We start from the raw sequence: 12,758 nt of genomic DNA on the forward strand, positions 1-12,758 counted from the left end.
CCAAGCGATGACGTCGGCCGGGGCTCGCAGTCCATCGTTTCGCCACTGGCGGGCGCCGAGCGCGCTTCCCGGCTTTGGCATCGCTTTTGGCTATACGCTCATCTATCTGGCGTTGATCGTCCTCATACCGATGGCGGGGCTCGCGCTCAAGTCAGCCTCGCTCGGCATAGCTGGGATCGTCGACATCATCACCGAGGAGCGGACGCTCGCGGCGCTCAGGACGAGCTTCGGCGTGTCGCTCGCAGCCGCCGGCTTCGGCAGCGTGTTCGGTCTCGCTATCGCCTGGGTTTTGACCCGTTACCATTTCCCCGGTCGCCGGCTGATCGATGCGATGGTGGACCTGCCCTTCGCGCTCCCCACAGCTGTCGCCGGCATCGCGCTCGGCGCCATTTACGCGCCGAACGGCTGGGTGGGTGCGCAGCTGGCGCCTTTCGGAATCAAGGTGGCCTTCACGCCGCTCGGCATCTTCGTCGCACTCGTCTTTGTCAGTCTCCCCTTTGCGGTGCGCACGGTTCAGCCGTTGATCGAGGAGATCGACAGGGAGCTTGAGGAAGCTTCCGCGACGCTCGGCGCCAGCCGTTTGCAAACGGTGTGGCGCGTGCTGTTGCCGCCGCTCGTGCCGGCGGTGCTCACGGGATTCGCGTTGGGCTTCGCGCGGGCCGTCGGCGAATACGGCTCGGTCATCTTCATCGCGGGCAACCTGCCTTACGTGTCCGAGATCGCCCCGCTCCTCATCGTCATCAAGCTCGAGGAATTCGACTATGCCGGCGCGACGGCGATCGCGCTAATCATGCTCGTGATCTCTTTTTCGAGCCTGCTCGTCATCAACCTCATTCAGGCCTGGAGCCGGCGGAGGTTCGGGCATGTCTAGCGCGACCAAGTCCCGTTTCATCGTCCCGGCGACATTGGGGAGGCACCCATGGCAAGCGTGACGCTGTCCACGGGGAGCGTGGCGAGGCCGCATGCGGCCAGGCGCGTCGCGACGACGGAGGCGCCGATAGCCCGCTGGCTGCTCATCGCGGGCACGCTGTGCTTTCTCGCGTTGTTCCTGCTGCTGCCTCTGCTCGCGGTTTTTTCGCAGGCATTCGCGGCCGGCGTCGGCACCTATTGGGCCGCGCTGCGCGAGCCCGATGCGCTGGCCGCCATTCGCCTGACACTTCTGGTGGCCGCGATCGCCGTGCCCCTCAATCTCGTCTTCGGTATCGCGGCGTCCTGGGCCATCACCAAATTCGAGTTTCGTGGCAAGAGCTTCCTCATCACGCTCATCGACCTGCCGTTCTCGGTCTCTCCCGTGGTCGCAGGCCTGATCTATGTGCTCCTTTTCGGAGCTCAGGGCTTTCTCGGGCCCTATCTCAAATCACAAGGCTTGCAGATCATCTTTGCGGTTCCGGGTATCGTTCTCGCCACCGTCTTCGTGACTTTTCCCTTCGTGGCGCGCGAACTCATTCCCCTCATGCAGCAACAGGGCACAAGCGACGAAGAGGCGGCGCTGACGCTGGGCGCTTCCGGCTTCACGGCCTTCCGCACGGTGACGCTGCCGAACATCCGCTGGGCGCTTCTCTACGGCGTGCTGCTTTGCAACGCGCGGGCGATGGGGGAATTTGGCGCCGTTTCGGTGGTATCCGGCCGCATTCGGGGACTTACCAACACCATGCCGCTGCAGGTGGAGATTCTCTACAATGAATATAACATCGTCGCGGCCTTCGCCGTTGCTTCGCTCCTCGCTCTCCTCGCCCTTGTCACTCTCGCAGGGAAATCAATTCTCGAATGGCGATATGGTAACAGCCTCGACACCCAGCACTAAGGCGGGGCATCCGCCCGCGGGGATCCGCGTTGTCGGGATAGCCAAGGATTTCGGAGGGGACGCGGCGCTTCGAGGCGTCGACCTCGACATCGCGCCGGGCGAGCTCGTCGCCCTGCTCGGGCCGTCCGGTTCGGGCAAGACGACGCTGCTGCGCATCATCGCCGGGCTGGAAGATGCCAGTGCAGGCCAGGTGTTCTTCGGGCATGACGACGCCACGCGCCTCTCGGTGCAGGAGCGCCGCGTCGGCTTTGTCTTCCAGCACTATGCGCTGTTTCGGCACATGACGGTGTTCGACAATGTCGCCTATGGCCTGAAGGTGCGGCCGCGCGCGGAGCGGCCCTCCAAGGCCGAGATCCGTGAGCGGGTGCTCTCGCTGATCGACCTCGTACAGCTTGGCGGCCTGGAGCGCCGCTATCCCTCCCAGCTCTCGGGCGGGCAACGGCAGCGTGTCGCGCTGGCGCGGGCGCTGGCGGTGGAGCCGCGCGTGCTCCTGCTCGACGAGCCCTTTGGCGCCCTCGATGCCAAGGTGCGCAAGGATCTGCGCCGCTGGCTGCGTGAGATCCATGATCGAACCGGCCATACCACTGTTTTCGTGACTCACGACCAGGATGAGGCGATGGAGCTTGCCGACCGGGTCGCCATCCTCAACAAAGGGCGGCTGGAGCAGGTCGGTTCCGCCGATGAGGTCTACGAAAACCCCGCGTCTGCTTTCGTGATGTCCTTCGTGGGGGACACCGTCAGCCTCCCGGTGGCCGTGCGCGCTGGCCGCATCTTCTTTGGCGACGCGCCGCTGGAAGCGGACGTGGCTGACGCGCCGGAAGGGCCGGCCGCCCTGTATCTGCGACCGTCGAACCTGGCCTTGACCCGGTGCGACGAGGGCGGGGTGCTCGGCGGGACCGTCGTGGCGGTTCGTCGCACGGCGAATGGCCGTCGTGCCGAGGTTCTGACGGATGTCGGCGCGGCATCGGTCGAGGTCGAGCTGCCCAGCGGCAAGCTGCTCGCACCCGGCGAACGCGTTGGCCTGCATATCCTGAAGGCGCGCCTGTTTCCGACCGCCTAGCGTTAGTTGAACGTCAGGAACGGCCTGCCGCGACGCCGGGAAGGGGGGATGATCCCTCCCGTGAGGGGAGGGATCGGAGCGACGAGGATCCAGCGCACGGCGTTCCTTAAAATACGTCTAAAATTTGTATTTTTATTATTATTTACGCGTGTTATCGTAATTTATAAATTTTACGGTCATTCGGTGTTGATTTGCCTCGCTTGCGCTTCTTTCCCGTATCCTATGACGTTGCCGGCAAGGCCGTGGTCGTGGCTGGCGGCGCGGAGCCCGCGCTCGCGAAGTTGCGCCTCCTCGTGCGGAGCGAGGCGCGGCTTACGCTTGTGTCGCCGAATATCGACGGTGAACTGGCTGCCTTCGCCCATGAGCATGGCATCCCGCATGTGGCCCGTGACCTGACGCTGGCGGATGTGGATGGCGCCGCGCTTCTCTTCGTGGCGACCGATGACGAGGCGCAGGACGCGGCTCTGGCGGCGTTGGGGCGGCAGGCCGGCGTGCCCGTGAATGTGGTCGACCGGCCGCATCTGTCCGACTTCGCGGTGCCGGCGATCGTCGATCGCGCTCCCGTGGCGGTGGCGATCTCGACCGATGGCTATGCGCCGGTACTCGCCCAGCGCGTGCGTGCGGCCATCGAAATGCTGCTGCCGCCCGAGTTCGGCAGGCTCGGCGAGCTTGCCGCCTCCCTGCGCGGTGCCGTCATTGCCTCCCTTGGCACCGCGCGCCATCGCCGGCGTTTCTGGGCCCGTCTGTTCGATGGCCGCAGCGCCGACCTCGCCTTGTCCGGCGATCTGGCCGGCGCCCGTCGCGCCGCGCTGTCCGTGCTGGGCGAGAGCTTTACGGCCAATGAAGGCGTGGTCTGGCTGATCGGCGCGGGCCCCGGCGCGACGGATCTGCTCACCTTGAGGGCGCAGCGCCTGCTCCAGCAGGCTGACGTGATCGTCCATGATCGCCTCGTGCCCGCCGAGGTCGTCGAGATGGGCCGCCGCGACGCCGAGCGTATTTCCGTCGGCAAGGCCAAGGGGCACCATTCCGTTCCCCAGCATGAGATTGACGCGCTCCTCGTGCGGCTCGCCCGCGAGGGCAAGCAGGTTGCTCGCCTCAAGGCTGGCGACCCCCTGGTGTTCGGCCGGGCGGGTGAGGAACTGGCCGCGCTCCGCACCGCAGGTATCCGCCATGAGATCGTGCCCGGCGTCACATCGGCGCTGGCGGCAGCCGCGGATGCCGGTGTTCCGCTGACGCTGCGGGGCGTTTCGTCCGCGCTCGCCTTCGCGACCGGCCACGGCGCCGATGGCGCGGAGCCGGCGGGTTGGGCCGAGGTTGCGAGAACGGGTGGCACGATTGCCGTCTACATGGGCGCCAGTGTGGCCGGCGATGTGGGTCGGCGGCTCGAGGCCGAGGGGGTTTTCCCTGCGACCCCCGTGGTGGCCGTCGAGAATGCGGGACGCACCGAGCGCCGCATCTTCTCCGGCACATTGGCCGAGCTCGGGGCGCTCGCCACACGTAACGACGTCAAAGGCCCGGTCATGATCCTCGTCGGCGATGCGGTGAACCACGGGGCAGGCGCGGGTGAGCGGTTTGCCGCCGAGGCCTGGTGTCCGGCCGGCGTGACATCCCGCGTTTCCCAGAAATCCCTTATCTCCCAGAACGTGTAATGCCATGAAGCGCGATGCCAAGAAGGCCGGTCCCAAGGTGGTCACGGCCAATGCCCTCGATACCGGATGGGTCGTTTTTCTGAAGGCGGACGGCGGCTGGTCGCGCGATATCCGCGAGGCGGCCGTGGCGGATGATGCCGAGGCGGAAGCAGCCCTCAATGCGCGTGGGCTGGAGGCGGCCCAGCATAACATCGTGGTCGAGCCCTATCTGGTCGAGGTGAGGGACGTGGATGGTGGCCGCGTGCCGGTTCTCCTGCGGGAGGTCATTCGCGCAGCGGGCGGCCCGACAGCCAGCACGTTGCACCGTATCGCCGAAGGCGCGGTGGTCTGAGGCTGCCGGATCAAGTCCGTCTGTTGCGGATAGGCTCCGCTCGGAAACAGACGAGCAAGGAATTGAACGATGTATCGTTATGATGAATTCGACCGTCAGTTCGTGACCGAGCGCGTCGAGGAATTCCGCGATCAAGTCGCCCGGCGCCTGAGCGGTGAGTTGACGGAAGACGAGTTCAAGCCGCTCAGGCTGATGAATGGGCTCTACCTGCAACTCCACGCCTACATGCTGCGGATCGCCATCCCCTACGGCACCCTGACCCCGCGGCAATTGCGACGGCTTGCCGATATCGGCCGCCGCTATGATCGCGGCTATGGCCATTTCACGACCCGGCAGAACCTGCAGTTCCACTGGATCAACTTGAAGGATGTGCCGGATGTGCTGAGCGCGCTGGCCGAGGTGGAGATGCATGCCATCCAGACCTCGGGCAACTGCATCCGCAATGTCTCGGCGGATCATTTCGCGGGCGCTGCGGCCGATGAGGTGGCGGATCCGCGTGTCTATGCCGAGATCCTGCGCCAGTGGTCCTCTCTGCACCCGGAATTCACCTATCTGCCGCGCAAGTTCAAGATCGCGGTATCCGCCGCGCCGGACGATCGCGCGGCGATCCAGATCCACGACATCGGCCTGGAGGTGAGGCGGAACGACGCCGGCGAGATCGGCTTCGGCGTCTATGTCGGTGGGGGGCTGGGGCGCTCGCCCTTCATCGCCAAGAAGCTGCGCGACTTCCTGCCGGAGGCGGAGCTGCTCAGCTACTGCGAGGCGATCCTGCGCGTCTACAACCTGTTCGGCCGCCGCGACAACAAATACAAGGCGCGGGTCAAGATCCTCCTGCACGAGGCCGGCACGGAGGAAATCTCCCGCCAGGTCGAGGCAGAATATGAGGCCATCCGCGCGCAGGGGCGGCTGACGCTGCCGCAAACCGAGATCGACCGCATCCGCGCCTATTTCGCGCCGCCGAAGCTCGATGATCTGCCGGCGCGATCTGCGCGCCTGGACGAGGCCGCGGCTTCCGACCAGGGGCTGCGGCACTTCCTGGAGCGCAATCTCGTCCCGCACAAGGTGCCGGGCTACGGCATCGTGACGATCTCGCTGAAGGCGATCGGTGCGGTGCCCGGCGATGTCACCTCCGACCAGATGGAGGCAATCGCCGACATCGCCGAGCGCTATTCGGCCAACGAGCTGCGCGTCAGCCACGAGCAGAACCTCGTTCTCCCGCATGTGAAGCTGGACGATCTGCCGGAGGTCTTCGCGCTTCTGCAGAAGGTCGGCCTCGCGACCCCCAATGCCGGCCTGATATCGGATATCATCGCCTGCCCGGGGCTCGATTATTGCTCGCTCGCCAATGCGCGCTCCATCCCGCTCGCACAGCGCATCGCCGAGCGCTTCGGCGACCATGACCGCCAGACGCTGATCGGGGATCTCAAGGTGAAGATTTCCGGCTGCATCAACGCCTGCGGCCACCACCACGTCGGCCACATCGGCATTCTCGGCGTCGATCGCAAGGGCGAGGAATTCTATCAGATCACCCTCGGCGGCTCCGGCGACCAGCATGCGAGCCTCGGTGAGATCGTCGGTAAGGGTTTTTCCTCCGCGGAGGTGGTCGATGCCATCGAGACGATCGTGGAGACGTATCTCACACGCCGCGAAAATGCCGACGAGACTTTCCTCGCCTGCTTCCGGCGGATCGGCGAGACGCCTTTCCAGGAGGCGCTCTATGCCGACGCAAAATGATGATGACGGACGCGACGCTGTCTCACCTCTCCCTGGTGGGGAGAGGTCGTCTGCGAAGCAGGCGGGTGAGGGGGACATGTCCCCAGATCGAAAAGGCCCATCTCCCCTCACCCTGTCCCTCTCCCTACCGGGGAAAGGGGACCAAATCCGGCCAAGCGCTGGTCCTGTGATCGAGGGGGAGCATCACGCCCGCGCCGCGGCGCTCGATGCGGAGATCGGCCAGCTCGCGCCCGAGGCGGTGTTGAGGGAGGCGATCGCGCGCTTTCCCGGAGAGCTCGCGCTGGTGTCGAGCTTCGGCGCGGAATCGGCCGTGCTGCTCCACATGGCGGCGGCGATCGACCGGCATTTGCCCGTCGTCTTCGTCGATACGCTGCGCCTGTTCCCGGAAACGCTCGCCTATCGCGATACACTCGTCGCACGGCTCGGGCTTGCCGACGTGCGCACCGTCGGGCCGCAGCGCGCGGTGATGGAACAGGCAGATCCTTGGCATGCCCTCTTCAACGTCGATCCCGACCGTTGCTGTCACCTGCGCAAGGTCGAGCCTCTGGCGGAGGCGCTGGTGCCTTTCGCCGCCTGGATCACCGGCCGCAAGCGCTATCAGGCGACCACGCGGACGGCACTCGCGGTCGTCGAGGCCGACGACACGCATATCAAGATCTCGCCGCTCGCGTCCTGGGGCGCGCCGGAGATATCAGCCTATATGCGCGCCCACGATCTGCCCATCCATCCCCTCGTAGCGCAGGGTTATCCCTCCATCGGCTGCGCGCCTTGCACGACCCAGGTCGCGCCGGGGGAGGACCCGCGGGCAGGGCGCTGGCGCGGCCAGGGCAAGGTGGAATGCGGCATTCATGTCAGCGCAGCTGGCGTCGAGAGAAGGAGCGCCTGATGCCTCTCTTCAAGAACGGAACCTTCGTCGACGATCCCTGGCAGACCCTCGCTGACGATGTCGCCGTGCCGGCGGATCGTTCGGTCATCGTCAGCAAGACGCGGTATCTCGCCGAGCGGGACGCGCTCGCCGGCCGCAACGCACCGCTCGGGCTGCTGTTGCAGCCGGGCGAGGGGTTGGAGGAGATCGAGGCTGACCTTCCCCGCTTCGCGGTGATCGCGCTTGCCTTCCCCAAGTTCAACGATGGACGCTCCTACTCAACCGCCCGCCTGCTGCGCGAGCGGCACGGCTTCGCGGGCGAGCTGCGGGCGATCGGCAACATCTTGCGGGACCAGGTGAATTCCCTACATCGCTGCGGTTTCGATGCGCTGGACGTCACCCATCCCGGAACCATCGCCGCTCTGGAGAAGGGGGCGATCAAATTCGTGCACAGGCACTACCAGCCTGCGGCGGTCGATGCCGTGGAGGCAGGGCCTCCCGCTGACCGGCCGAGGCTCCGCGTGACACCCGGCCAAGCCTGATCTGACCAAGCTCAATCTGGCCAAGCTTAGTAAGGCGGCCCGGCTGGCCGGGCGCGCCCCTTCAGGATCGATGCAATGACCTATCCCTTGCGGGCTGATCCCGCCGGTGATGCCGTCCTATCTGCTCTCACCGTCGATCGTGAGGCCAGACCGGCGCTGTCGCCCCATCTCAAGCGCCTCGAAGCCGAGGCCATCCACATCATGCGCGAGGTCGCCGCCGAATTCGCCAAGCCGGTGATGCTTTATTCGATCGGCAAGGACTCCTCAGTGATGCTGCATCTGGCACGCAAGGCGTTCTTCCCCTCCAAGCCGCCTTTTCCGCTCCTTCATGTCGATACGACATGGAAGTTTCGGGAAATGATCGCCTTCCGCGACGAGACGGCCAGGGCGCTTGACTGGGAGCTTATCGTTCACGTGAACCAGGACGGTGTCGCGCGCGGCGTCGATCCTTTCCGGTCGGGGTCGGCCGTGCACACGCAGGTCATGAAGACGGAAGGGCTGAAGCAGGCTCTCGACACATGGGGCTTCGACGCGGCGTTCGGCGGCGCACGCCGGGACGAGGAGAAGAGCCGGGCGAAGGAGCGCATCTTCTCCCACCGCACGGCAAGCCATGCCTGGGACCCGCGCAGCCAGCGGCCGGAACTCTGGCGGGTGTTCAACACGCGGATCGGGCCGGGCGAATCGATGCGCGTCTTCCCGCTCTCCAACTGGACCGAGCTCGACGTCTGGCAATATATCGCCGCCGAGGGCATTCCCGTGGTGCCGCTCTATTTCGCGGCCGAGCGGCCGGTCGTGAAGCGCAATGGCGCGCTCATCATGGTGGATGATCAGCGCATGCCGCTCGATCCGGGCGAGCAGCCGGAGCTGCAACGCGTCCGCTTCCGCACGCTCGGCTGCTATCCGCTGACGGGCGCTATCCCGTCCGATGCGACGACGCTGGACGACATCGTCGCCGAATTGCTCGCTTCCAAGGTGTCCGAACGCCAGGGCCGCGTGATCGACCAGGACGGGCAGGCGTCCATGGAGCGCAAGAAGCGCGAGGGGTATTTCTGATGAGTGTGCTGTCCCTTGCGCGTGAACCCGAGGCGCACGCCGCCGAACCTTTGGCGGCCGATCGCGGCCTCCTGCGCTTCATCACCTGCGGCTCGGTCGACGACGGCAAGTCGACCCTTATCGGGCGTCTGCTGTTCGAGACGCACGCGGTGTTCGACGACCAGCTCGTCGCGCTTGAGGCCGACTCCCGGCGGGTCGGCACGACGGGCGGCGACATGGATTTCGCGCTGCTAGTGGATGGGCTGGAGCAGGAGCGCGAGCAGGGTATCACCATTGATGTCGCGCATCGCTATTTCTCCACGCCACGCCGCTCCTTCATCGTGGCTGACACGCCCGGCCACGAGCAATATACGCGCAACATGGCCACCGGCGCGTCCAACGCGGAACTGGCGATCATTCTCGTCGACGCCCGCAAGGGCCTGCTGACCCAGACGCGGCGCCATAGCATCATCGCGTCGCTGATGGGCATCCGCCATGTCGTCGTCGCGATCAACAAGATCGACCTCGTCGGCTACGACGAGGCGCGCTTCAGGGCCCTGACCGCGGATTATGCGAGTCTCGCCGAGGGGCTCGGCTTCGCCTCGATCACCCCGATCCCGCTCTCCGCGCGCTTCGGAGACAACATCTCCACCGCGAGCGCGGCGACGCCATGGTACGATGGGCCGACCCTGCTCGGTCATCTCGAAACCGTCGACGTGGAGGAGGCGAGCGCGCGGACTGGCTTTCGCTTTCCCGTGCAATGGGTGAACCGGCCAAACCAGTCTTTCCGTGGTTTCTCCGGCACGGTCGCCGGCGGCACCATTGCCGTGGGGGACGCTGTGGTGACGGCCGTCTCCGGTCATCAAAGCACCATCGCCCGGATCGTCACCTTCGACGGTGATCTGGAGCGGGCATCCGCTGGCGACGCGGTGACGCTGGTGCTGGCCGACGAGATCGACGTGCCGCGCGGCGACGTGCTGGTCACGCCGAGGGAGCGCCCCTCGGTCGCGAGCCGGCTCAGTGCCGACATCGTCTGGATGGGCGAGGATCTCGCCGTTGCCGGTCGCAGCTATCTCCTGAAGATCGGCACGCGGACGGTGCCGGCCAAGATCAGCGTCATCGACCATACCCTCGACGTTGAGACCCTTTCCGTCGCTCCGGCGGTGTCGCTCGGCCTCAATGCCATCGGCCGCGTCGAGATCGAGACTCTGATGCCGGTTTCTTTCGACGCCTATGCGGATAACCGCGCGACGGGCGCCTTCATCCTGATCGATCGCTTTACCCATGCCACGGTCGCGGCGGGGCTCGCCCGCGAGGCGCGCGGCGCCACCAACGTCCATCGCCACGGCTTCGATGTCGATCGTGATGCACGCGCGGCGTTGAAGCGCCAGCGTCCCCTCACGATCTGGCTGACCGGGCTTCCGGGTTCGGGCAAATCGACCATTGCCAATCTGCTCGAACGGAAGCTCCACGCGCTGGGCCGCCATACGGCCGTGCTCGACGGCGATAGCCTGCGGCAGGGGCTCAACGCCGATCTTGGTTTCGACGCCGCGGCGCGCGCCGAGAACGTGCGGCGCGCCGCCGAGGTGGCGCGCCTGATGGTCGATGCGGGCCTGATCGTCATCTGCGCGTTCGTCTCGCCCTTCCGCGATGACCGAGCGAACGCGCGAGCGCGCTTCGCCGATGGTGACTTCCTAGAAGTCTTCGTCGATGCGCCACTGGAGGTCTGCGCGGAACGCGACCCAAAGGGGCTGTATGCCGGCGCGCGCGAAGGGCGCATCGCGACATTCACCGGCGTCGGCCAGCCCTATGAGGCGCCCGTCGCGCCGGATGTCTATCTCGACGCGGCAGGAGCGGACGCGAATACCCTGGCGGAGCAACTCCTCGCCGTGGTGGAGCATCGCATCACGGGCGCGGCGGACAATTCGGAGGATTCGGCGGCGCTCTGAGGGGTGTCATCCCTCGTCCGGAGCCTGGCCTTGTCTTGAAGCATGCTTGCCGTGTTGGGTTCCCCCTGACGCGGCTGCTTCGGCTTGCCGCTCCGCACGCTCCAACGCCTCCGTGATGGAAAGACCGCTGCGGCGCGCCTTTTCGGCCAGCTTCTGATAGTGATTGCGGAAATCGTCCAGTTCCTTTTCCGACAACTCCTCAAGATCGAGCAGGGAGTTCTGGGCACGGGACGTGGCGCGGATCAACTCGTCCAGTTTGATATGCATGGCCTGGGCGTCACGGTTCTGGGTGTTCTGGATGATGAACACCATAAGAAATGTGATGATGGTCGTGCCTGTGTTGATGGTCAGTTGCCAGACTTCGGAAAAGCCGAGGAATGGGCCCGAGATGGCCCAAACAACCACGATGATACAGGCTGCGGCGAAGACGGCGGGGCTTCCCGCGAGGCGTGCTGTCTTCGAAGCGAAATGACCGAACCAATTGGAATGAGCCCGAGCTTGCGGACCGTTTTGCGGCATGGAGGCGTTCTCGATTCAAACGTTCGAAGCTCCCGCGCCAAGGTTCATGACGACAGGGCGCTTCGTTCTCACGAAATAACCGCTGTGCTGCGCTTCAGGTTCCGCTGTCCCCCGTCTGTTGAGCATCGGAGCGTGTCGGCGTTTGCCGTTTCGCGCGGGGCGCGGGTTTTGGCTTCGGCGGATCGATCGTCAGGAATGCATCGCCGATTTCCTCGATGCGCTCACGCAGCTTCGCGGTCTCGGTGACAAGCCCCGCATCGGCGCTTCCGTTGCCGATGGCGGCATTGGCCGCCGTCTTTGACTTCCGCGCCCTGGGCACCGCAGGCGCATCGAGCGCAGGCGGATTGGCAAGTTGCGCTTCGAGCTCCGCGATACGGGCCTCGGCCTGGGCGATTGTCGCCTCGCGCTGCTCGATTGTGGTGCGCAGACGCGCGGAGGCGACCGTCGCCTCCGTCAGCTTGGCCGCAAATTCGATCTCGTTGGCTTCGAACATCTCGACAAGAGAGCTCTGGTTATCCTGCCGCAACGTGATTTCCGAGACCTTGCGCGTGAGGGTCTGGGACTTTTCCTTTTCGGCGGAGAGCTTCTTTTCAGCTGTCTCGGCGCGTTTCTGCATCGCGCCCAGCTCATCGCGGGCGCTTGCGGCCAGCTTTTCCGCATCCTGCTTGCGCAGGGCTGAAGCCTCATTGCGTGTTTCGAGCTCAACGACAGTGATGCGCCGACGATCGAGTTCAAGCATCAGGTCTTGAATCTTGGCGTCGAGCGCGGCAATCGCCGCCTCCCGTTCAGTGACGGTGAAACGGGTGTCGCGCAATACGCGCTCGAGCTCGGAGATGATCGTCTGCTTCTGGTAGATCTCGGCGCTGGCGTCGCTGTTGCGGGCTTCCGCCAGAAGATTCTTGGTGGCTTCCAGCTCCTGATTGCTCTTGGCGAGCGCATCTTCCAGATTGATGACGACCTTGTTGCGCTCGGTCAGCGTGGCTTGGCTCGCGGCATAAAGGGAGCGTTGCTTCTCCGTCTCACGTTCGAGACGCCGTACGGCTACGGCGAACTCAGCGCGCAAATGGTCGCGTTCCGCGAAAATTTCCTGCCGCGTCAAAGGAAGTTGCGATTCCAGCCGCCGTCTCATCAGCCGCTGTGCCCGACGGTTGAAGGCCGGCAGGAGCATCGCCACCAGCAGGGCAGCGGCCAGGAAGCCCAAGGCGAAGAGCATGGCTGCTTCGACCTTCGCCATTTCGATCATCGTTGATCCCTGGTTCCGGAGGCGAATATC

12 protein-coding genes are annotated in these 12,758 nt (G+C 65.3%); 10 read left to right on the plus strand and 2 right to left on the minus strand.

Going from position 1 to position 12,758, the window contains the following annotated elements; all coding sequences use genetic code 11:
* The first annotated feature begins 7 nt into the window (after positions 1-7).
* The 10 genes from cysT (at position 8) to cysN (ending at position 10,966) form a co-directional block, all read left to right on the plus strand.
* Positions 8-871 (plus strand): sulfate ABC transporter permease subunit CysT, encoded by an 864-nt coding sequence (gene cysT / locus KIO74_RS17885; protein ID WP_213333122.1) that lies wholly within the window; start codon positions 8-10, stop codon positions 869-871.
* A gap of 48 nt (positions 872-919) precedes the next feature.
* Positions 920-1,804, plus strand: a complete 885-nt coding sequence (gene cysW / locus KIO74_RS17890; RefSeq protein ID WP_213333123.1) for a sulfate ABC transporter permease subunit CysW — start codon at positions 920-922, stop codon at positions 1,802-1,804.
* Positions 1,776-2,864: a sulfate/molybdate ABC transporter ATP-binding protein gene (locus tag KIO74_RS17895; RefSeq protein ID WP_213333124.1), complete on the plus strand. Its 1,089-nt coding sequence runs from the start codon at positions 1,776-1,778 to the stop codon at positions 2,862-2,864. The genes cysW and KIO74_RS17895 overlap by 29 nt, the downstream gene beginning before the upstream one ends.
* A gap of 191 nt (positions 2,865-3,055) precedes the next feature.
* The gene (cysG, locus tag KIO74_RS17900; protein ID WP_213333125.1) at positions 3,056-4,513 is read left to right on the plus strand and encodes a siroheme synthase CysG; all 1,458 of its coding nucleotides are present in this window, start codon (positions 3,056-3,058) and stop codon (positions 4,511-4,513) included.
* A gap of 4 nt (positions 4,514-4,517) precedes the next feature.
* Positions 4,518-4,844, plus strand: coding sequence for a DUF2849 domain-containing protein (locus KIO74_RS17905; protein ID WP_213333126.1), 327 nt, complete (start codon positions 4,518-4,520; stop codon positions 4,842-4,844).
* Between the two features lie 69 nt (positions 4,845-4,913).
* Positions 4,914-6,578: a nitrite/sulfite reductase gene (locus tag KIO74_RS17910; protein WP_213333127.1), complete on the plus strand. Its 1,665-nt coding sequence runs from the start codon at positions 4,914-4,916 to the stop codon at positions 6,576-6,578.
* Between the two features lie 76 nt (positions 6,579-6,654).
* Positions 6,655-7,464 (plus strand): phosphoadenylyl-sulfate reductase, encoded by an 810-nt coding sequence (locus tag KIO74_RS17915; RefSeq protein ID WP_213333128.1) that lies wholly within the window; start codon positions 6,655-6,657, stop codon positions 7,462-7,464.
* Positions 7,464-7,985 carry a DUF934 domain-containing protein gene (locus KIO74_RS17920; RefSeq protein WP_213333129.1) on the plus strand — a complete coding sequence of 174 codons (522 nt, stop codon included), beginning with the start codon at positions 7,464-7,466 and terminating at the stop codon, positions 7,983-7,985. The genes KIO74_RS17915 and KIO74_RS17920 overlap by 1 nt, the downstream gene beginning before the upstream one ends.
* Before the next feature lie 75 nt (positions 7,986-8,060).
* Positions 8,061-9,038 carry a sulfate adenylyltransferase subunit CysD gene (gene cysD, locus KIO74_RS17925; RefSeq protein WP_213333130.1) on the plus strand — a complete coding sequence of 326 codons (978 nt, stop codon included), beginning with the start codon at positions 8,061-8,063 and terminating at the stop codon, positions 9,036-9,038.
* Positions 9,035-10,966: a sulfate adenylyltransferase subunit CysN gene (cysN, locus tag KIO74_RS17930; RefSeq protein ID WP_502762118.1), complete on the plus strand. Its 1,932-nt coding sequence runs from the start codon at positions 9,035-9,037 to the stop codon at positions 10,964-10,966. The genes cysD and cysN overlap by 4 nt, the downstream gene beginning before the upstream one ends.
* A 6-nt stretch (positions 10,967-10,972) precedes the next feature.
* On the opposite strand, the gene KIO74_RS17935 is transcribed toward cysN, so the two are convergent.
* Together KIO74_RS17935 and KIO74_RS17940 are read right to left on the minus strand one after the other, a co-directional pair.
* The gene (locus KIO74_RS17935) at positions 10,973-11,485 is read right to left on the minus strand and encodes a low affinity iron permease family protein (RefSeq protein WP_213333132.1); all 513 of its coding nucleotides are present in this window, start codon (positions 11,483-11,485) and stop codon (positions 10,973-10,975) included.
* A gap of 94 nt (positions 11,486-11,579) precedes the next feature.
* Positions 11,580-12,728, minus strand: coding sequence for a coiled-coil domain-containing protein (locus KIO74_RS17940; RefSeq protein WP_213333133.1), 1,149 nt, complete (start codon positions 12,726-12,728; stop codon positions 11,580-11,582).
* Positions 12,729-12,758 lie beyond the last annotated feature (30 nt).

The organism is Chelatococcus sp. HY11 (assembly GCF_018398335.1).
In the GTDB taxonomy this organism is placed as follows: Bacteria; Pseudomonadota; Alphaproteobacteria; order Rhizobiales; family Beijerinckiaceae; genus Chelatococcus.

Coding starts and splice junctions, on each gene's coding strand:
- cysT (WP_213333122.1), top strand. CDS start 8: ATGACGTCGGCCGGGGCTCGCAGTCCATCGTTTCGCCACTGGCGGGCG.
- cysW (WP_213333123.1), top strand. CDS start 920: ATGGCAAGCGTGACGCTGTCCACGGGGAGCGTGGCGAGGCCGCATGCG.
- KIO74_RS17895 (WP_213333124.1), top strand. CDS start 1,776: ATGGTAACAGCCTCGACACCCAGCACTAAGGCGGGGCATCCGCCCGCG.
- KIO74_RS17905 (WP_213333126.1), top strand. CDS start 4,518: ATGAAGCGCGATGCCAAGAAGGCCGGTCCCAAGGTGGTCACGGCCAAT.
- KIO74_RS17910 (WP_213333127.1), top strand. CDS start 4,914: ATGTATCGTTATGATGAATTCGACCGTCAGTTCGTGACCGAGCGCGTC.
- KIO74_RS17915 (WP_213333128.1), top strand. CDS start 6,655: ATGTCCCCAGATCGAAAAGGCCCATCTCCCCTCACCCTGTCCCTCTCC.
- KIO74_RS17920 (WP_213333129.1), top strand. CDS start 7,464: ATGCCTCTCTTCAAGAACGGAACCTTCGTCGACGATCCCTGGCAGACC.
- cysD (WP_213333130.1), top strand. CDS start 8,061: ATGACCTATCCCTTGCGGGCTGATCCCGCCGGTGATGCCGTCCTATCT.
- KIO74_RS17935 (WP_213333132.1), bottom strand. CDS start 11,485: ATGCCGCAAAACGGTCCGCAAGCTCGGGCTCATTCCAATTGGTTCGGT.
- KIO74_RS17940 (WP_213333133.1), bottom strand. CDS start 12,728: ATGATCGAAATGGCGAAGGTCGAAGCAGCCATGCTCTTCGCCTTGGGC.